This window comes from Pseudomonas sp. FP198 (assembly GCF_030687895.1).
Taxonomy (GTDB): domain Bacteria; phylum Pseudomonadota; class Gammaproteobacteria; order Pseudomonadales; family Pseudomonadaceae; genus Aquipseudomonas.
In genome coordinates this window covers 4251855-4271132 of the sequence record NZ_CP117452.1, presented here as the reverse complement: position 1 = coordinate 4271132, position 19278 = coordinate 4251855, and the positions used below count along the sequence as shown (strand labels likewise).

The window sequence follows — 19278 nt, the reverse complement described above, 5'->3', positions numbered from 1 at the left end:
CTTGTTATGGCAAAGATCCAGTGTGGGAGCGAGCCTGCTCGCGAAGAGGCCCTTACAGGCACCGCAAGACTTTACTTGGAAAGAAACCGCATCCCTTCCTCCAACCCTCGCAACGTCAGCGGATACATCCGGTCTTCCACCAACTCGCGGACGATATTGGTCGAAGCGGTGTAACCCCAGGTGTCCTTCGGGTACGGATTGATCCAGATGAGCTTCTTGTACTTCTCCATGAAGCGCTGCATCCACACATAACCGGCTTCTTCGTTCCAGTGCTCGACGCTGCCGCCGGCCTGGGTGATCTCGTAAGGGGCCATGGCTGCGTCGCCGATGAAGATGACTTTGTAGTCGGCGCCGTATTTGTGCAGCAAGTCCTGGGTCGAAGTGCGCTCCGAGGTGCGGCGCAGGTTGTTTTTCCACACCGACTCGTAGACGAAGTTGTGGAAGTAGAAATACTCCAGGTGCTTGAACTCGGTCTTGCAGGCCGAGAACAGCTCCTCGCAGATCTTCACATGGGCGTCCATCGAGCCGCCGATGTCGAACAGCAGCAGGAGCTTGACGGTGTTGCGTCGCTCCGGGCGCATCTGGATGTTCAACAGGCCAGCGTCCCGGGCGGTGTGATCGATGGTGCCGTCGATGTCCAGCTCTTCGGCCGCGCCCTGGCGGGCGAACTTGCGCAGGCGGCGCAGGGCGATCTTGATGTTGCGGGTGCCCAGTTCCACCTGGTCGTCGAGGTTCTTGTACTCGCGCTGGTCCCAGACTTTCACGGCCTTGCCCTGGCGTTTGCCAGCGTCGCCGACCCGGATACCTTCGGGGTTGAAGCCACCGGATCCGAACGGGCTGGTGCCGCCGGTGCCGATCCACTTGTTGCCGCCGGCGTGGCGTTCCTTCTGTTCTTCCAGACGCTTCTTGAACTCTTCGATCAGCTTGTCCAGACCGCCCAGGGACTGGATCTGCGCCCGTTCCTCATCGGTCAGGGAGCGCTCGAACTCCTTGCGCAACCAGTCCTCGGGAATCAACGCCTGAAGATGATCATCAAGTTTTTCCAGGCCATTGAAGTAAGCGCCGAACGCTCGGTCGAACTTGTCGAAGTGCCGTTCGTCCTTCACCAGGATGGCCCGGGACAGGTAATAGAACTCGTCCATGTCGGCGAAGATCACCCGCTGTTTCAGCGCGTTGATCAGGTCCAGCAGTTCGCGTACCGACACCGGCACCTTGGCGGCGCGCATCTCATTGAACAGGTTAAGCAGCATGGCAATCGCCCTCGCTCTTGTTGGACGAAGAGGATCAGCGAGTGCCGCGACGGCTCATGAACGCCAGGCGCTCGAGCAATTGCACGTCCTGTTCGTTCTTGACCAGGGCGCCGGCCAGCGGCGGGATGGCCTTGGTCGGATCACGCTCGCGCAGCACCGCTTCGCCGATGTTGTCGGCCATCAGCAGCTTGAGCCAGTCCACCAGTTCGGAGGTGGAGGGTTTTTTCTTCAGGCCCGGCACTTTGCGTACATCGAAGAACACGTCCAGCGCTTCGCTGACCAAGTCTTTCTTGATGTCCGGGTAGTGCACGTCGACGATTTTCTGCAGGGTGGCGCGGTCGGGGAAGGCGATGTAGTGGAAGAAGCAGCGGCGCAGGAAGGCGTCCGGCAGTTCCTTTTCGTTGTTGGAGGTAATGATGATGATCGGGCGCTGCTTGGCCTTGATGGTTTCGTCCGTCTCGTAGACGTAGAACTCCATCTTGTCGAGTTCCTGCAGCAAGTCGTTGGGGAACTCGATGTCGGCCTTGTCGATTTCGTCGATCAGCAGGATGACCCGCTCTTCGGACTCGAACGCTTCCCAGAGCTTGCCTTTCTTCAAGTAGTTGCGCACGTCATGGACCTTGTCCACGCCCAGCTGTGAATCGCGCAGGCGGCTGACCGCATCGTATTCGTACAGGCCTTGGTGGGCCTTGGTCGTGGATTTGATGTGCCAGGTGATCAGGCGCGCGCCGAAGGACTCCGCCAGTTGTTCGGCGAGCATGGTCTTGCCGGTGCCCGGTTCGCCCTTGACCAGCAACGGCCGTTCCAGGGTGATGGCGGCGTTGACGGCCAGTTTCAGGTCATCGGTGGCCACGTAGGCGCGGGTGCCTTCGAACTTCATCTGCAAATCCTCGAACGGTGTCGCCGGCCCGGCGAGGCGGGGCGCGCGAAATAAATGACGTGCCCGACTATAACGCGCGGCCCCGCCGACTGTGAACGCAGACGCTGTATTCAGTCTCTGAATGGGGCGTCACATGTTGACTCAGTCTCGGCGTCTTGCCAGTATTGTATATCGCCAAATTGGCGATATATTCGATGGCATGTCTACTAAATATCGATTCAGAGATACCTATCGCATCCAATTGCGGGAAAGGGATCATCCACCTCCCCATGTCCACCTCACCGGTGGCGGAGTGGATGTTGTCCTGAGTCTGGAAACCGTTGAAGTCTTGATGGGCCGCGCTCCGCCATTGATTATCAAGGAAGCGCTGGACTGGGTCCGGGCCCATCAGGCGCAACTGCTGGAGGATTGGCAACGATGCTACCCATGAAACGGCCGCGGCTATTGGCCGTGCAGCCTTTATTGCCGTTCAGTCTCGAACTGATATTCATCGACGGTCAGCAACTGAGGCTGGACTTGAGCGCCGATGTGCAAAATTATCCGGGTTTGCAGCCATTGCTTGAAGACGGTGCGTTTGGTGGCGCAGCCCTGGGCGACGACGGCTGGAGTGTGGAGTGGCCCGACCTGGATATCCAGATCGGCGCCGACACCTTGTATTTCAGCGCATTGGCCCAGAACGCCGCGGATGAAAACACCCGCATCTTCATCGATTGGCGCGCCCGAACCGGGTTGCCATTGAACAAGGCGGCCGAAGCGCTGGGGGTCAGTCCTCGCAGTATCACTCGCTACAGCAGCGGCCGCGAGGCGGTACCGCGATCGCTGGCTCTTGCATGCCTGGGCTGGGACTCTCTGCAGCGCGGTACGGGCCGGGCGGTGGCGGAGCAAAAAGGTCGCTACGTTGTCACTCCCAAGACTTAGTCTTTGGAGGGCGGCGGCTGTTCATAACGGGCATTGAAGGCCTGGACGAAACCGTTGCGCAGAATCTGCAGGAAGGCTTCGAAGGCGCTGATGTTCTGCTGATGCACGTTGCCGCTGAGTTCCACGCGAGTGGCGAACTGGTTCTTGCTCTGGTTTTTCAAGGCTGTTTCGCCCGTGCCGACCAAGGCTTCCCAGACCGAGCGGAAGATGTTCTTGTTCTCGTTTTCGACGTCCTGTTGCCAGTCGAACACGTCCACATCGCGAAGCAGTGGCTTGATGTAACCGCTGAGCCGGGCGTTGTCGGCTTCGGCCTCGACTACAAGGTCGCCGTGGCCGGCGTTGAAGTCGAACTTGCCATAGGCCGCGGCAAAGTCGTTCAGGCGCTTGAGCTCGATGTTGGTGGCGCGCAGGCGGAAATCGAAATCCTCGAAGTCGCTCAATGGGTCGAAGGTTGCCTGGACTTCCAGTGGCGCATGCTCGGCCACCAGGGCCTTGCCTTCGAAACGGGCGTCGCGCTTGCCTTCGGTGTCGACCACATTGGTCAGGTTATAAAAACTGGCGTTGACGTTGGTAGCTCGCAGATTGACCGGTGGTTTGGAGTTGAAATTGCGAAACGTGGCCTTGCCGTCGCTGATCCGCACCTCGTTCAGAGTGATGGGCATCAGTTTGCTCAATTGTTCACGCCAGTTGGTACCCCGGCCGGTCTGGGAATTCTGCCGGTTGGGCCCGCCGTCAACGAAGTTGACTTCGGGATGGGTGAACTCCACGGCGGCCACCACCGCATGGTCATACCAGAGCGAGTGCCAGCTCACGGACAGGTCGACCAGCGGCGCGTCGACGAATGGCACCGGGATCTTGCCATCGACCTTGACGATTTTCAGGCCATTGATCCGGTAGGCACCGCGCCAGAGCGCGAGGTCGACATCGCTGACTTGGCCGCGGTAGTCGCCCATGTCTGCCAATTTATCGTTCAGGTAGTCGCGCACCAGATAGGGCAGCGCGAAGTGCACGGCCACCAGCAGCGCAACGATGGCGACGAAGGCCCACAGTGGCCAACTGTATCGACGCTTCATGTCAGTAGTCTCCGTTGTTAAAACCATTGACTCTTGTAACAACTGGAACGTTCGCTGCAACTGGACGCCCTTTGGCAACAGGCTTACCTTTAAGCGCTAAATTCCCCCTGCATTAAGGACCCGGTCATGAGTCGTATATACGCTGACAACGCCCATTCCATCGGCAATACGCCACTGGTGCAGATCAACCGCATCGCCCCGCGCGGCGTGACCATCCTGGCGAAGATCGAAGGGCGCAACCCGGGTTATTCGGTCAAGTGCCGGATCGGCGCGAACATGATCTGGGACGCTGAGAGCTCGGGCCGTCTCAAGCCAGGCATGACCATCGTCGAGCCAACCTCGGGCAATACCGGCATTGGCCTGGCGTTCGTGGCTGCCGCCCGTGGCTACAAGCTGATGCTGACCATGCCGGCGTCCATGAGTATCGAGCGGCGCAAGGTGCTCAAGGCGCTGGGCGCGGAGCTGGTGCTCACCGAGCCGGCCAAGGGCATGAAGGGCGCCATCGAGAAGGCCGCCGAGATCCTCGCCAGCGACCCGTCAAAATATTTCATGCCGCAGCAGTTCGATAACCCGGCGAACCCGGCGATCCATGAAAAAACCACCGGCCCGGAAATCTGGAACGACACCGATGGCGCGGTGGACGTGCTGGTCGCGGGCGTGGGCACGGGTGGAACCATCACCGGGGTCTCGCGGTATATCAAGAACACCTGTGGCAAACCGATCCTGTCGGTGGCGGTGGAACCCGAGGCTTCGCCGGTGATTACCCAGGCGATGGCGGGGCAGGAAATCAAGCCGAGCCCGCACAAGATCCAGGGGATTGGTGCGGGTTTTGTGCCGAAGAACCTCGATCTGTCGATTGTCGACCAGGTCGAGCGAGTGACCGATGAGGAGTCCAAGGCCATGGCCCTGCGCCTGATGCAGGAAGAGGGCATCCTCTGCGGCATTTCCTGCGGCGCGGCCATGGCCGTGGCGGTGCGCCTGGCGGAAAAACCGGAAATGCAGGGCAAGACTATCGTGGTGATCCTGCCTGATTCGGGCGAACGGTACCTGTCGAGCATGTTGTTCAGTGACCTGTTTACCGAGCAGGAGACCCAGCAGTAACTGAACGCTGGATGTGACTGGGAATCTGGCGGGAAAAGCAGGCTTTTTGTGGCGAGGGAGCTTGCTCCCGCTGGCGTGCGAAGCGCGCCCCTGCCATCGGCGGCACGCCTTGATCCCAGGCGCTTGCTTCGCAGTCGAGCGGGAGCAAGCTCCCTCGCCACAGAAAACATCGCCCTTGGAGGGCAGTGGAAGATCGTTCGATGCGTCAGCCAAGGTTCAGCTGACGCATGTTAACAAGGGCTTTGTTGCGTAATCCTCAACAGTGAATGTCACGTCTGACGATGTTTCATCTGCACGAGGGTATTTAACATGGCCAGCCGCCGCGTCGGGCTGATGGCGCTGCGCAATTCAAACAAGGAGTTGAAAGAAATGAGCGTTTCGTTTGTCGCCAAGGCCTCGGTGTTGCTGCTGTTTGTGGGCAGTACGCTTTTTGTGCATTTGCGTGGCAAGGCGCGTCTGCCGGTGTTGCGCCAGTTCGTCAACCACTCGGCGTTGTTCGCCCCTTACAACGCCTTGATGTACCTGTTTTCCAGGGTGCCCTCCAAGCCCTACCTGGATCGCCGCGAATTTCCGGAACTGGATGTGCTCAAGGAAAACTGGCAAGTGATCCGCGACGAAGCCATGCACCTGTTCGACGAGGGTTACATCCGCGCCGCCGAGAAAAACAACGACGCCGGTTTCGGTTCGTTCTTCAAGAAAGGCTGGAAGCGCTTCTACCTCAAGTGGTACGACAAGCCGCTGCCATCGGCGGAGTTGTTGTGCCCCCGGACCGTCGAGCTGGTCAACCGGATTCCCAACGTGCGGGGCGCGATGTTCGCCCTGCTGCCGGGGGGCAGCCACCTTAATCCCCATCGTGACCCATTCGCCGGTTCCCTGCGTTATCACCTGGGGCTGTCCACGCCCAATTCCGACGATTGCCGGATCTTCGTCGACGGGCAGATCTATGCCTGGCGTGACGGTGAAGACGTGATGTTCGACGAAACGTATGTGCACTGGGTCAGGAATGAAACAGACCAGACGCGCGTCATCCTGTTCTGCGATGTCGAGCGTCCCCTTAAAAATCCCTTGATGACTCGTTTCAATCGCGCCATCAGTGCCTTCCTTGGCCGAGCCACCGCGCCGCAGAACCTGGACGACGAGCATGTCGGCGGCATCAACCGCGCCTATGCCTGGAGCAAGACGTTCAGCGACGGCATCAGCGGCCGGGTCAAGCAATTCAAGCGCCGGCATCCCAAGGCCTATCGGGTGCTGCGACCGGTGTTGGCGGTGGCAGTGTTGACGGCGCTGGGCTACTGGTTATTCGTTTAAACATTGCGTTACACATCGGGCGCTGGTTATAGTCGGCGCTCGGTCTTCGGACCCATCCCTCAAGAGATCGGCTCATGCCTGCATTCCCGTTCACCGCGGTTGTGGTTCCAGCGTTCAACGCTGGCGTCGTGCCGTGCGGGAACCCGCAGCCTGAGCAGATCGGTCAATACCCTCCACCTGTCAGTCGCTCACCGGTATACGCCTGCGTATCACCGCCGGGTGTTGGCGTTAAGGGCTGATCGGCAACGGTTGCCGTCCCCTGTGCCTGCCTGAAAGAAACGACTGGATTTCAGCTTCGGCTGAGTTGGCTTTTTGCCTGACTACAGGTGGTTTTCATGTTTTCCTTTTCCAAGAACGCCTTATTGGCGACGGCTTCCACGAGCCTGTTCGTTTTGCTGTGGAGCAGCGGAGCGATCTTTTCCAAACTGGGCCTGGCCCACGCGTCCCCCTTCGCTTTCCTGCTGATCCGTTTTGCGATTGCGCTGTGCGCGCTGGTGCTGTTGATCCCGCTGTTGAAGTTCAAGCTGCCGAAGGCTGGCAAGCCGATGCTGTACGCGGCGACGACCGGCCTGGTGTTGTTGGGTGCCTATCAGATTTTCTATCTGCTGGCGCTGCAATTGAACGTTACGCCCGGTGTGATGGCCACGCTGATGGGCGTACAACCGATCCTCACCGTGGTGCTCATGGAGCGCCAGCGTTCCTGGCAACGGATGTTCGGCCTGGCGCTGGGCCTGGTGGGCTTGATCATGGTGGTGTACCAGGGCATTGGCCTGGCCGGCATGTCGTTGACGGGCATGCTGTGCGGGTTGCTGGCGCTGGTAAGCATGACAGCAGGTTCGATCATGCAGAAGCGCATCACCGACAATCCCCTCGGTACATTGCCGGTGCAGTACCTGGCCGGGCTCTTGCTGTGCGTGGTGTTCGTGCCGTTTCAACCGTTTCACTTCGAGCACAATGCGGGGTTCATCGTGCCGGTGTTGTGGATGGGGCTGGTGGTGTCGGTGTTGGCGACCTTGTTGCTTTATCGCTTGATCGCCCGGGGCAACCTCGTCAACGTCACCAGCCTGTTCTACCTGGTGCCGGCGGTGACGGCGATCATGGACTACCTGGTGTTCGGCAACCGGCTGGCGTTGTTGAGCCTGCTGGGCATGGTGCTGATCATCGTCGGGTTGGTGTTTGTGTTCCGTAAGAGCCGCTAGCCGATAGATATCTATTGATTGCACCACTGCTTTCGCGAGCAGGCTCGCTCCCACAAGGATTGCAATTGACCCTGTGGGAGCGAGCCTGCTCGCGAAGGCAATCTTGCCATACCGCTGGACTACCTGGCCGACACCTCAGCCGGTTTCGCCCCGCCAGGCTTCAGCACCAGCCACAACGCCGCCGCAATCAACACCCCGCCATACAAATGCGCCATCCCCAACGGCTCATCCAGCAGTAACGCGCCCCACAGCACGCCGAACGGCGGGATTAAAAAGGTCGTGGTCATGGATTTGACCGGACCGATGGAGCTGAGCAAGCGGAAATACAGGATGTACGCCAGCGCGGTGCAAACCAGGCCCAGCCCCAGCAGCGATAGCCAGACGCTCCAGCCGCCCCAACTGGCCGGCGGTTGGCTGATGACGCTGTAACCGAACAACGGCAACAGGAAAACCGTGGCGCCGAACATGCTGCCCAAGGCGGAGAGGCGACTGTCCAGCCCACCTTGATGGTCGAGCCAACGACGGGTGAGGAAGCCGGCAAAACCGTAGCAAGTGGTGGAGAGCAAGCAGGCCAGGGCACCCATCAGTAACTCGTGGTCGAATGCCACCGGGCCGGCACCGGTCAGGATGCCAACGCCGAACAGGCCGAGGAATACCCCGCTGACCTTGGCCACGGTGAGTTGCTCGCTGAAAAACAACCCGCCGATCAGCACGCCCATCAACGGTGTGGTGGCGTTGAAGATAGCCGAATAACCGGCCGGCAACACCTGAGCGGCAAGGGAATAGAACGTTGCCGGAATGCCCGAGTTGATCAGGCCCAGCACCATTACCGCTTTCAGCTTGCCGCGAAAATTCCAGTCGATACGCATCAGCGCAAGAATGATCAGCAGGCCGACGAAGGCAATGGAAACGCGGAAAAAAGCCGTAGGAATCGTGCCAATCACCGGGGCGATGATGCGCATGAACAGGAAGCTGGCCCCCCAGATGGCGGCCAGCGACAGCAAGCGCAGGGTGTCGACGAGATTCACGAGATGCGTCCTTCCTTGATCGGGCCGCAAGTGTCGCCCCGCCAAACACCGATGGCAATGGTTGCGTTGCCGCTCGATTGGCCTCTAAGCTCAGTCGCCAATAACAAGCATGACCCGCCGAGGTTTTCCCTATGTCGCAGCCATGGCCCGCCACCGATATCGCCCGTTCGATTCTCGACGGCTTCGATGATTACCGTGAGCAATTCCGGCACATCACCGATGGCGCCCGTGCCCGATTCGAGCAGGCGCAGTGGCAGGAGGCGCAAGCGGCGTCGGCGGCGCGCATCAGCTTGTATGAAGAAAAAGTCTTCGAAACCGTGGCCAGGCTGCGCAACACCTTCGCTGCCGAGGCCCTGATGGATGTCGGTTGCTGGCCGTTGGTGAAAAGCGCCTATATCAGCCTGATCGACCTGCGGTTTGACGATGAGCTGTCGGAGACCTGGTACAACTCGATCTTCTGCGGCCTGTTCAGCCATGACCTGATCAGCGACGGCACCATGTTCATCCACACCACCCGGCCGAGCCTGCGCCGTGCCCGTGCGGCCCAGACCCGGACCTACAAGCCCCAGGGGCAACTGGACAGGATGCTGGCGGCGATTTTCGCCGACTATCGCTTCAGCGAGGACTACGCCGACCTGCCCGGCGACCTGCAACGGCTCGAAAGCCAACTGCGCGAGAACCTGCCGGATTGGGTCTGCAAGGATCCGGAACTGACGGTGGAGTTGTTCTCCTCGGTGCTCTACCGCAACAAGGGCGCCTACCTGGTGGGGCGCATCTACACTCGTGACGACCAATGGCCGCTGGTGATCCCGCTGCTGCATCGCGAAGGGCGCGGCATCCAGATCGACGCGCTGATTACCGACGAGGCGCAGGTGTCGATCATCTTCTCGTTCACCCGCTCGTATTTCATGGTGGATGTGCCGGTGCCGGCGGAATTCGTCGGTTTCCTCAAGCGCATCCTGCCGGGCAAGCACATCGCCGAGTTGTACACGTCCATCGGTTTCTACAAGCACGGCAAATCGGAGTTCTACCGGGCGCTGATCAACCACCTGGCGAATACCGACGACCAGTTCATCATGGCCCCGGGCGTGCGCGGCATGGTCATGAGCGTGTTTACCTTGCCGGGCTTCAACACGGTTTTCAAAATCATCAAGGACCGTTTCTCGCCGTCGAAAAACGTCGACCGGGCCACGGTGATCGAGAAGTATCGACTGGTGAAAAGCGTCGACCGGGTCGGGCGCATGGCCGACACCCAGGAGTTCGCCGACTTCCGTTTTCCCTTGAGCAAATTCGAACCGGCCTGCCTGGAAGAGCTGCTGGAAGTGGCGCCATCCACGGTGTCGGTGGACGGCGACACGGTGCTGATTCGCCACTGCTGGACCGAACGCCGGATGACGCCGCTGAACCTCTATCTGGAAAACGCCAACGAGGCCCAGGTACGTGAGGCGCTGGAGGATTATGGACTGGCGATCAAGCAACTGGCGGCGGCCAATATCTTCCCCGGTGACATGCTGCTGAAGAACTTCGGCGTCACCCGCCATGGTCGCGTGGTGTTCTACGACTACGATGAAATCTGCTTCCTGACCGAAGCCAATTTTCGCCACATCCCCCAGCCGCGCACACCGGAAGATGAAATGGCCTCCGAGCCCTGGTATTCCATAGGGCCGCTGGACGTCTTCCCCGAAGAGTTTCCGCCGTTCCTGTTTGCCGATGCCGGGCAGCGCAAGCTCTTCGACCAGTTGCACGGCGAGTTGTACAACGCCGACTACTGGAAAGGCCTGCAAGAGGCGATTCGGGCGGGGAAGGTGATCGATGTGTTTCCGTATCGGCGCAAGGACTTGGACAGCGAATAACTGGGTGGCTGAGCGAAATCCCCGTGGCGAGGGAGCTTGCTCCCGCTGGTGTGCGAAGCGCACCCCGGCGATTTGGTGACCGACATTAAACCCAGGCGGCTGCTGCGCAACCGAGCGGGAGCAAGCTCCCTCGCCACAAAAGCATTCCTTGACGCAAATCCCCTGTGGGAGGGTGGGGGCCGCTTCTGGTGCTCGGCGCGATAGCCGCAAATCTGCGACAATCGCCCCTTGCTCACACCGACGATCCCTGCGTACCTGATGACTGACCAAGCCCCCGCTATCGACAAACTGCTGAAGAACCTCGACCACGCCATGCTCGCCGACCGTCACCGGTTGCGGCGGCAGTTGCTCGAGCTGCGCAAGAAACCCGACGAGGCCAAGCTGGCCCAGTGGGTGACGCGCATGCAGGCATCGTGCGACCAGGTGCAGGCGCGCAAGGCGAGCGTGCCGTCGATTCGCTACGACGACAACTTGCCGATCGCGGCCAAGCGCGACGAGATCAAAGAGGCGCTGCTCAAGCATCAAGTGTTGATCATCGCCGGCGAAACCGGCTCGGGTAAAACCACCCAGTTGCCGAAAATCTGCCTGGAAATCGGTCGCGGGCAGCATGGCTTGATCGGTCACACCCAACCACGCCGGATCGCCGCCCGTAGCGTGGCGAGCCGGGTCGCCGAAGAACTCGGCACGCCGTTGGGGGCGTTGGTGGGATATCAGGTGCGCTTCGAGGACCAGAGCGACGCCAATACCCTGATCAAGCTGATGACCGACGGTATCCTGCTGGCCGAGACCCAGAACGATCGCTACCTCGAACGCTACGACACGATCATCGTCGACGAGGCTCACGAACGCAGCCTCAACATCGATTTCCTGCTCGGCTACCTCAAGACCCTGCTGCCGCGCCGTCCGGACCTGAAGGTCATCATCACCTCGGCGACGATCGACCTGGAGCGCTTTTCCAAGCACTTCGATGACGCGCCGATCGTCGAAGTCTCGGGCCGTACCTTTCCGGTGGAGACCTGGTATCGCCCGTTGACGCTGGAGCAGGACGAGGAGGGCAATCGGGTCGAGGACGACTTGACCGTTGACCAGGCGATCCTCGCCACCCTCGATGAAATTGCCGCCCATGAACGCAACGAACGCCGCAGCCCCGGTGATGTGCTGGTGTTCCTGCCGGGCGAGCGGGAGATTCGCGACGCGGCGGAGATGCTGCGCAAGGCCCAGCTCAAACACACCGAAATCCTGCCGTTGTACGCGCGGCTGTCGCCGGCCGAACAACAGCGGATCTTCCAGTCGCACCCGGGCCGTCGCGTGGTGCTGGCGACCAACGTCGCCGAAACCTCGCTGACTGTGCCGGGCATTCGCTACGTGATCGACAGCGGCACCGCGCGCATCAGCCGCTACAGCTACCGCGCCAAGGTCCAGCGCCTGCCTATCGAAGCCATTTCCCAGGCCAGCGCCAACCAGCGCAAGGGCCGCTGCGGACGGGTCGAGCCGGGGATTTGCGTGCGCTTGTACAGCGAAGAGGATTTCCTTGGCCGGCCGGAGTTTACCGATCCGGAGATCCTGCGCACCAACCTGGCGGCGGTGATCCTGCAGATGCTGCATCTGCGCCTCGGCGAGATCACTGACTTTCCGTTTATCGAACCGCCGGATGGCAAGGCCATCAGCGACGGTTTCAACCTGCTGCAAGAGCTTTCGGCGGTAGACCGCAACAGCCAGTTGACGCCGTTGGGCCGCCAGTTGGCGCGCTTGCCGGTGGACCCGCGCATGGGCCGCATGTTGCTGGAAGCGGCGAAACTGGGCAGCCTCCAGGAAGTCCTGATCGTGGCCAGTGCCATGTCGATTCAGGATCCGCGCGAACGCCCGCCCGAGCGCCAGCAGGCCGCCGACCAGGCCCACGCGCAGTGGAAGGATGCGGATTCGGACTTCGCCGGGTTGGTCAATCTGTGGCGCGGCTTTGAAGAACAGCGCCTGGCCCTGACCGCCAGCCCCCTGCGTAACTGGTGCCGCAAAAACTTCCTGAATTACTTGCGCCTGCGTGAATGGCGCGATTCCCATCGCCAGTTGAGCCTGATCTGCCGCGACATGCAGTTGAGCCTCAACAAGGAACCGGCCGATTATCCGAAACTGCACAAGGCGGTGCTCTCGGGCCTGTTGAGCCAGATCGGCCAGAAAACCGAGGACGGCGATTACCTCGGTGCGCGGCAGCGACGCTTCTGGGTCCATCCCTCGTCCGGGCTGGGCAAGAAGCGCCCGCAGTGGCTGATGACCGCCGAGTTGGTGGAAACCACCAAGTTGTATGCGCGCATGGTGGCGAAGATCGAACCGGACTGGATCGAACCGCTGGCCGGGCACCTGATCAAGAAGAACCACTTCGAACCCCATTGGGAGAAGAAGCGCGGACAGGTGGTGGCTTACGAGCAGATCACCTTGTTCGGGCTGATCGTGGTCGGTCGCCGGCCGGTGCACTACGGGCCGGTGGACCCGGTGGTGTCCCGCGAACTGTTCATCCGCGAGGCGCTGGTGCGTGGCGAAATCCAGTCCCGGGCCAAGTGCCTGAGCGCCAACACCCGATTGCTGGAACAGCTTGACGAGCTCGAAGCCAAGGCCCGTCGCCGCGACATCCTGGCGGACGAGGAAACCCTCTTCGCGTTCTACGATGCTCGCCTGCCCGCCGAGATCCACCAGACCGCGACGTTCGATAGCTGGTACCGGATCAACAGCCAGAAAGACCCGCAGCTGTTGATCATGCGCGAAGAAGACGTGCTCGCTCGCGAGGCCAGCGAGGTGACGGCCAATCTGTATCCCGACACTTTGCGCGTCGGCGACCTGACCTTGCCGTTGAGCTATCACTTCGAGCCCAACCACCCGCGCGATGGCGTGACGTTGCGGGTACCGGCACCGCTGCTGCCGATGCTGCCGCCGGAGCGCCTGGAATGGCTGGTGCCGGGGATGATCGAGGCCAAATGCATCGCCCTGGTGCGCAACCTGCCCAAGGCTTTGCGCAAGAACTTCGTGCCGGTGCCGGACTTCGTCAAGGCGGCGCTGCAGCGCATCACTTTCGCCGAGGGCTCGCTGCCGCAGTCCCTAGGGCGCGAGCTGCTGCGCATGACCGGCGCGCGGGTCAGCGACGAAGCCTGGGCGGAAGCGGCGCAGCAAGTGGAAAGCCATTTGCGCATGAACCTGGAAATCGTCGACGGCCAAGGCAAGTTCCTCGGCGAAGGCCGCGACCTGGCCGAGCTGACCGCGCGTTTTGCCGAAGCCAGCCAGGCCGCGTTAGCCGTGCCGCAGACGGCGAAGAGCCAGGAACCGGTGGAAGCGAAAATCTTCGCGCCAGTGGCGGAAAAAACCCAACAGAAGATCGCCGGGCTGTCGATGACGGTGTACCCGGCGCTGGTGGAAGAGGGCGGTGTGGTCAAGGAAGGGCGTTTCCCGACCCCGGCCGAAGCCGAGTTCCAGCATCGCCGCGCCTTGCAACGCTTGCTCATGCAGCAACTGGCCGAAACGGCGAAGTTTCTTCGCGGCAAGCTGCCGGGCCTGACCGAACTGGGCCTGCTGTATCGCGAGCTTGGGCGCATCGACGCTCTGGTGGAAGACATCCTGCTGGCGAGTCTCGACAGTTGCGTCCTCGAAGGCGAGCCGAGCCTGCCGCGCGACGGCGCCGCGCTGGCGGCCCTGGCCGAGCGCAAGCGCGGCGGCTGGACCGAGCATGCCGAACGCCTGGCCAGGCTGACCCTGGATATCCTGAAACTCTGGCACGGCCTGCAAAAACGCTTCAAGGGCAAGATCGATCTGGCCCAGGCCGTGGCGCTGAACGACATCAAGCAGCAGCTCAGCCACCTGGTGTACCCGGGCTTTGTGCGTGAAACCCCGCATCAATGGCTCAAGGAGCTGCCGCGCTACCTCAAGGCTATCGAGCAACGCTTCGAGAAGCTCGGCAGCCAGGTACAGAAGGACCGGGTCTGGAGCGGCGAGCTGTCCAACCTCTGGGCGCAATACCAGGCCCGCGCCAGCAAGCATGCCCAGGAAGGCAAGCGCGATCCGCAGCTGGAACTGTACCGCTGGTGGCTGGAGGAATACCGCGTATCGCTGTTCGCCCAGCAGCTGGGCACCAAGGTGCCGATTTCCGACAAGCGCCTGGGCAAGCAGTGGGGGTTGGTGGAGGCTTAGAGTCGGCGCGATAACCTGTGGGAGCGAGCCTGCTCGCGAAAGCGATGGTTCAGCTTGCAATGATGTTGGCTGATGCACCGCCTTCGCGAGCAGGCTCGCTCCCACAGGGGTTTTGTGTTGTAAGCAAGGGAGAATGGGCCAAACGCCAGCGTTTATGGCAAACTTCGCGCCTATAAATGCCGGTCCCGTGGTTTTGGCTTCATTACCACGGGCGGATCGGAATAAAGCGATGCCAGGTCTGCTCCCACGGGATGGGAAAGACCCTTTGCGTGTTGGTACGTCGGTGCCAATACTTTCTGCCTGAACAGATCAGAGACACGACCATGCATAACGTCGTCATCAGCGGCACCGGCCTGTATACCCCGGCCAACAGCATCTCCAACGAAGAGCTGGTGCAGTCTTTCAATACCTATGTCGCGCAGTTCAATGCCGACAATGCCGAGGCCATCGAGCGCGGCGAAGTCGAGGCATTGACCGAGTCCAATGCGGCCTTCATCGAAAAGGCTTCAGGCATCAAGAGCCGTTTCGTGATGGACAAGGACGGTATTCTCGATCCCAAGCGCATGACGCCGCGCCTGCCGGAGCGCTCCAACGAAGAATGGTCGGTGCTCTGCGAAATGGCCATCGGCGCCGCGAAACAGGCGCTTGAGCGCGCCGGTCGCAGCGCTGCTGACATCGACGGCGTGATCGTTGCCTGTTCCAACCTGCAGCGTGCCTATCCGGCCATTGCCATTGAAGTCCAGGAAGCCCTGGGTATCGAAGGGTTCGGTTTCGACATGAACGTGGCCTGTTCTTCGGCGACCTTCGGCATCCAGGCCGCCGCCAACAGCGTACAGCTGGGCCAGGCCCGGGCGATCCTGATGGTCAACCCGGAAGTGTGCACCGGCCACTTGAATTTCCGTGATCGCGACAGCCATTTCATCTTCGGCGACGCAGCCACGGCGGTGATCATCGAGCGGGCGGACCAGGCGACATCGCCGTACCAGTTCGACGTGGTCAGCACCAAGCTGCTCACCAAGTTCTCCAACAACATCCGCAACAACTTCGGCTTCCTCAACCGCGCGGCGGAAGAGGGCATCGGCACGCGGGACAAACTTTTCGTCCAAGAAGGCCGCAAAGTGTTCCGCGACGTCTGCCCGATGGTCGCCGAATTGATTGGCGCTCATTTGCAGGAAAACCAGCTGAACGTCGGCGAAGTGAAGCGTTTCTGGCTGCATCAGGCCAACCTGAGCATGAACCAGCTGATCGTGCGCAAACTGCTCGGGCGCGAAGCCAGCGAGGAAGAAGCCCCGGTGATCCTCGACCGCTACGCCAACACCAGCTCGGCGGGTTCGGTGATTTCCTTTCACCTGCACCAGGACGACCTGCCCAGCGGCTCGGTCGCGGTGCTCAGCTCGTTTGGCGCCGGCTACTCGATCGGCAGCGTGATCCTGCGCAAGCGTTGATCCGGACTGCTTGATTTTCCCTGTGGCGAGGGAGCTTGCTCCCGCTGGGCTGCGCAGCAGCCCCAGCGTCCCACAGATACATCGCAGTGCCAGATAAAGTTTGGGGCTGCTATGCAGCCCAGCGGGAGCAAGCTCCCTCGCCACGAAAGCAGCTGGGTCGCTGCTTCACCGCTCTAGCTTGCAGCTTACGGCTTGCCTCTCGAAGCTGCTGTTTTGTTATTCCCATTCGAAGTAAAAAGTTCCGCTGTCATAAAATCTTTATGTGATAGCAACTCGCCTGACACAACCCATCGCCAAGATCCCCTCCCAACACCAGCGGGCCCAGTTCCGCGTGTTTTCTAACGCATAGACTACCAACTAGGGGAATTCTTCGATGATCCGTAAGCACTTCGCAGGTTTTGCCGCCAGCGCTCTGGCAATGGCAGTAACCGCCCAGGCTTTCGCCGGCACCGTAACCACCGACGGCGCCGATATCGTGGTCAAGACCAAGGGCGGCCTGGAGGTCGCTACCACTGACAAAGAGTTCAGCTTCAAGCTCGGCGGTCGTTTGCAGGCTGACTACAGCCAGTTCGATGGGATCTACACCGACAACGGCGACAAGGCTGATGCCGCTTACATCCGCCGCGGCTTCCTGGAGCTGTCCGGCGTGCTGTACACGGACTGGGCCTACACCATCAACTACGATTTCTCCCACAACAGCGGCGATTCCGACAACGGCTACTTCGACGAAGCCTCCCTGGCCTACAACGGCTTCAAGCCGGTGTCGATCAAGGTCGGTCGTTTCGACCCGGACTTCGGCCTGGAAAAAGCCACCAGCTCCAAGTGGGTCACCGCGCCTGAGCGTAACGCCGCCTACGACCTGATCGACTGGGCCAACGGCCACCAGAACGGCCTGGGCCTGCAAGCCTCCGGCGTCTTCGCCGACTCGTTCTACGCCTCGGCTGGCGTGTTCAGCAAAGATACCGACGATACCGACGGCAACAGCATCAAGCAGGCCAACGGTCGTTTCGTATTCGCTCCGATGCACGACGCCGGCAACGTGTTGCACTTCGGTGTGAACGTGGCCTCGCGTGACGTTTCGGACACCGCGTTCGACGCGCGTTATCGCTCCCGTCTGGGCATGCGTGGTGTCGAGACCCTGGGCGGCAACGATGCCGGTCCTAACGGCAACCGTCCGGTACTGGGTGGCGCGAACAACTCGCCAGCCGGTTCCTACGACACCGACACCGCCTTTGGCCTGGAAGCCGCGTTCGCCATGGGTCCTGCGTCGATCCAGGGTGAATACATCACCCGCAAGACCAAGGCTGACGACAGCGCCTTCGAAGACCTCAAGGGCCATGGTTTCTACGTGCAGGGCGCCTACACCCTCACCGGCGAGGCGCGCGGTTATAAGATCGGCAAATTCGATTCGATCAAGCCTGCCAACAAATCCATCGGCGCCTGGGAACTGTTCTATCGCTACGACAGCATGACCGTCGAAGACGACAACATCACCACCGCCACCGCGACCCGTGATGTGGGCGACGCCGAAGCCAAGGTGCACAACCTGGGCGTCAACTGGTACGCCAACGAAGCGGTGAAGATCTCTGCCGCTTACGTCAAGGCCAAGACCGACAACGTGACCAACGTCAACGGCGACGACGACGGCAAAGGTGTGGTCGTGCGTGCCCAGTACGTGTTCTAAATCGCTTTGACCTGATACACCGCTCCACTTTCATCCGTTACGCTCCTTTGAACCCCGCCTTTGGCGGGGTTTTTTTATGCGCGCCTAAACGCATAACCGCGGTCCTGGAGGACTGTATGGCCATCCACCTGTCAACAATGACAGTTTCGCCAGATTTGAGGTGAGTGCTTACTTTCAGAGACAGGGTCGTCAAGGTTGGACACGGAGAACGATATGACGGGTGCAGATAAAAAAGAGCGGGTGACGTCTGGTGAATCCATAACTACTGTCAGTACTTCGTCTGGCGAAGCGCTGGTCAGCTTTCATTACGATGGAATGGACACTCTCACCGGTCAAAGTACGGCGAATGGCAGGGAACAACGGTTTTACCGAAATGATGAGTTGGCGAACGAGATCCGTGGGGCCGCTAGCAGTACCTTTGTAAAAGCTGAAGGGATGGTGCTTGCCGAACATCAGGTCGGTGGCGATCCGAGGGTCTTGTTGCTGGCGGGCGATGGCAAGGGCAGCGTGATGAGTGAGACGAGTCAGGCCGCGATCAGCAGCATGGCTTATTCACCTTACGGGCATCGACCGGATGAGGCACCGATGAGGAGCCATCTGGGTTACAACGGTCACCGGCGTGAAGCCCAAAGTGGTTGGTATCTGCTGGGCAATGGCTATCGGGTGTTCAATCCTTTGTTGATGAGATTCCACAGCCCGGACAGCTTGAGTCCGTTTGGGACGGGTGGATTGAACGCGTATATGTATTGTGTGGGGGATCCGATCAACAACGTGGATCCGACGGGACACAGTCCTTGGGGATGGTTATTGCGCGGAATCAGGCGTATTTCCGGATCTAAAAGAATTACCACGGCGACGCCTGGATATGAAAACCTGCCGGGCGTGCTGGGTCGCAATACAAAGTCCCATGCGACGACGTTGATGCCTATTCAAAGCAAGCATGTTGAGCAGTTGGAGGGTATCGAAAGCTCATATAAAGTGGTTTCCAAAGAACCCTCGTTTAAACAACGCATGTTCAGCAGCGAAGACCTTTACTTGAAACACCAACAGCAGCTTAAGTCGAACACGGCTGCACGTTTATTTGCTTCCGAGAACGTAGGTGAGCGGGGTATCACCAGGGAAGGAGCCAAAATGATCAAGACGCAAGCAGATAGGCTCAATAGATCAGCTGCCAACATCAGGAAGGATCGTTCTGATCGGGTCATGAGCGACCGGCTGTACAAGGAAAATAAAAAAGCCGCGGCTGACTATCGGGATGGGGTGAGGCCGGACTCGGATAGATTTTTACGCGACGCCGGTCGCTAATTTTTGGGGTAATGATGAGCTGTACTGCCACCATCCAGGTTGGAGACCTATCCAACCGTAAAAA

General features: G+C 60.3%; 14 protein-coding genes. 10 read left to right on the top strand and 4 right to left on the bottom strand.

What is annotated here, in order from left to right; all coding sequences use genetic code 11:
• Positions 1-71: 71 nt before the first annotated feature.
• Together PSH78_RS19395 and PSH78_RS19390 are read right to left on the bottom strand one after the other, a co-directional pair.
• On the bottom strand, positions 72-1250 hold the full coding sequence (locus PSH78_RS19395; protein WP_305496176.1) for a VWA domain-containing protein: 1179 nt from the start codon (positions 1248-1250) through the stop codon (positions 72-74).
• A gap of 34 nt (positions 1251-1284) precedes the next feature.
• Positions 1285-2130, bottom strand: a complete 846-nt coding sequence (locus tag PSH78_RS19390) for a MoxR family ATPase (RefSeq protein ID WP_304550908.1) — start codon at positions 2128-2130, stop codon at positions 1285-1287.
• A 199-nt stretch (positions 2131-2329) separates the two neighbouring features.
• Here PSH78_RS19390 and PSH78_RS19385 point away from each other — a divergent pair, with 199 nt between their 5' ends.
• Together PSH78_RS19385 and PSH78_RS19380 are read left to right on the top strand one after the other, a co-directional pair.
• On the top strand, positions 2330-2560 hold the full coding sequence (locus PSH78_RS19385) for a DUF4160 domain-containing protein (protein WP_305501327.1): 231 nt from the start codon (positions 2330-2332) through the stop codon (positions 2558-2560).
• Positions 2548-3048, top strand: a complete 501-nt coding sequence (locus PSH78_RS19380; RefSeq protein WP_305496175.1) for a DUF2442 domain-containing protein — start codon at positions 2548-2550, stop codon at positions 3046-3048. The genes PSH78_RS19385 and PSH78_RS19380 overlap by 13 nt, the downstream gene beginning before the upstream one ends.
• Here PSH78_RS19380 and PSH78_RS19375 read toward each other — a convergent pair.
• Positions 3045-4121, bottom strand: coding sequence for a DUF748 domain-containing protein (locus PSH78_RS19375; protein WP_305496174.1), 1077 nt, complete (start codon positions 4119-4121; stop codon positions 3045-3047). The two genes, PSH78_RS19380 and PSH78_RS19375, sit on opposite strands and share 4 nt — an antisense overlap.
• A gap of 126 nt (positions 4122-4247) precedes the next feature.
• Between PSH78_RS19375 and cysK the strand changes: the two genes are divergently transcribed.
• From cysK to PSH78_RS19360, 3 genes are all read left to right on the top strand, one after another.
• Positions 4248-5222, top strand: a complete 975-nt coding sequence (gene cysK / locus PSH78_RS19370) for a cysteine synthase A (RefSeq protein ID WP_305496173.1) — start codon at positions 4248-4250, stop codon at positions 5220-5222.
• Positions 5223-5591: 369 nt separating this feature from the next.
• Positions 5592-6530 (top strand): aspartyl/asparaginyl beta-hydroxylase domain-containing protein, encoded by a 939-nt coding sequence (locus PSH78_RS19365; protein WP_305496172.1) that lies wholly within the window; start codon positions 5592-5594, stop codon positions 6528-6530.
• 335 nt (positions 6531-6865) lie between these two features.
• Entirely contained in the window at positions 6866-7729 is an 864-nt protein-coding gene (locus PSH78_RS19360; RefSeq protein WP_305496171.1) for a DMT family transporter, read from the top strand.
• Between the two features lie 119 nt (positions 7730-7848).
• On the opposite strand, the gene PSH78_RS19355 is transcribed toward PSH78_RS19360, so the two are convergent.
• Entirely contained in the window at positions 7849-8757 is a 909-nt protein-coding gene (locus tag PSH78_RS19355; protein ID WP_305496170.1) for a DMT family transporter, read from the bottom strand.
• A gap of 131 nt (positions 8758-8888) precedes the next feature.
• Between PSH78_RS19355 and aceK the strand changes: the two genes are divergently transcribed.
• The 5 genes from aceK (at position 8889) to PSH78_RS19330 (ending at position 19214) form a co-directional block, all read left to right on the top strand.
• Positions 8889-10610, top strand: coding sequence for a bifunctional isocitrate dehydrogenase kinase/phosphatase (aceK, locus tag PSH78_RS19350; RefSeq protein WP_305496169.1), 1722 nt, complete (start codon positions 8889-8891; stop codon positions 10608-10610).
• 258 nt (positions 10611-10868) lie between these two features.
• Positions 10869-14780, top strand: a complete 3912-nt coding sequence (hrpA, locus tag PSH78_RS19345) for an ATP-dependent RNA helicase HrpA (RefSeq protein ID WP_305496168.1) — start codon at positions 10869-10871, stop codon at positions 14778-14780.
• A gap of 323 nt (positions 14781-15103) precedes the next feature.
• On the top strand, positions 15104-16225 hold the full coding sequence (locus tag PSH78_RS19340; protein ID WP_305496167.1) for a beta-ketoacyl-ACP synthase III: 1122 nt from the start codon (positions 15104-15106) through the stop codon (positions 16223-16225).
• Between the two features lie 373 nt (positions 16226-16598).
• Positions 16599-17909: an OprO/OprP family phosphate-selective porin gene (locus tag PSH78_RS19335; RefSeq protein WP_305496166.1), complete on the top strand. Its 1311-nt coding sequence runs from the start codon at positions 16599-16601 to the stop codon at positions 17907-17909.
• 213 nt (positions 17910-18122) lie between these two features.
• Positions 18123-19214: an RHS repeat-associated core domain-containing protein gene (locus PSH78_RS19330; protein ID WP_305496165.1), complete on the top strand. Its 1092-nt coding sequence runs from the start codon at positions 18123-18125 to the stop codon at positions 19212-19214.
• Positions 19215-19278: the final 64 nt, after the last annotated feature.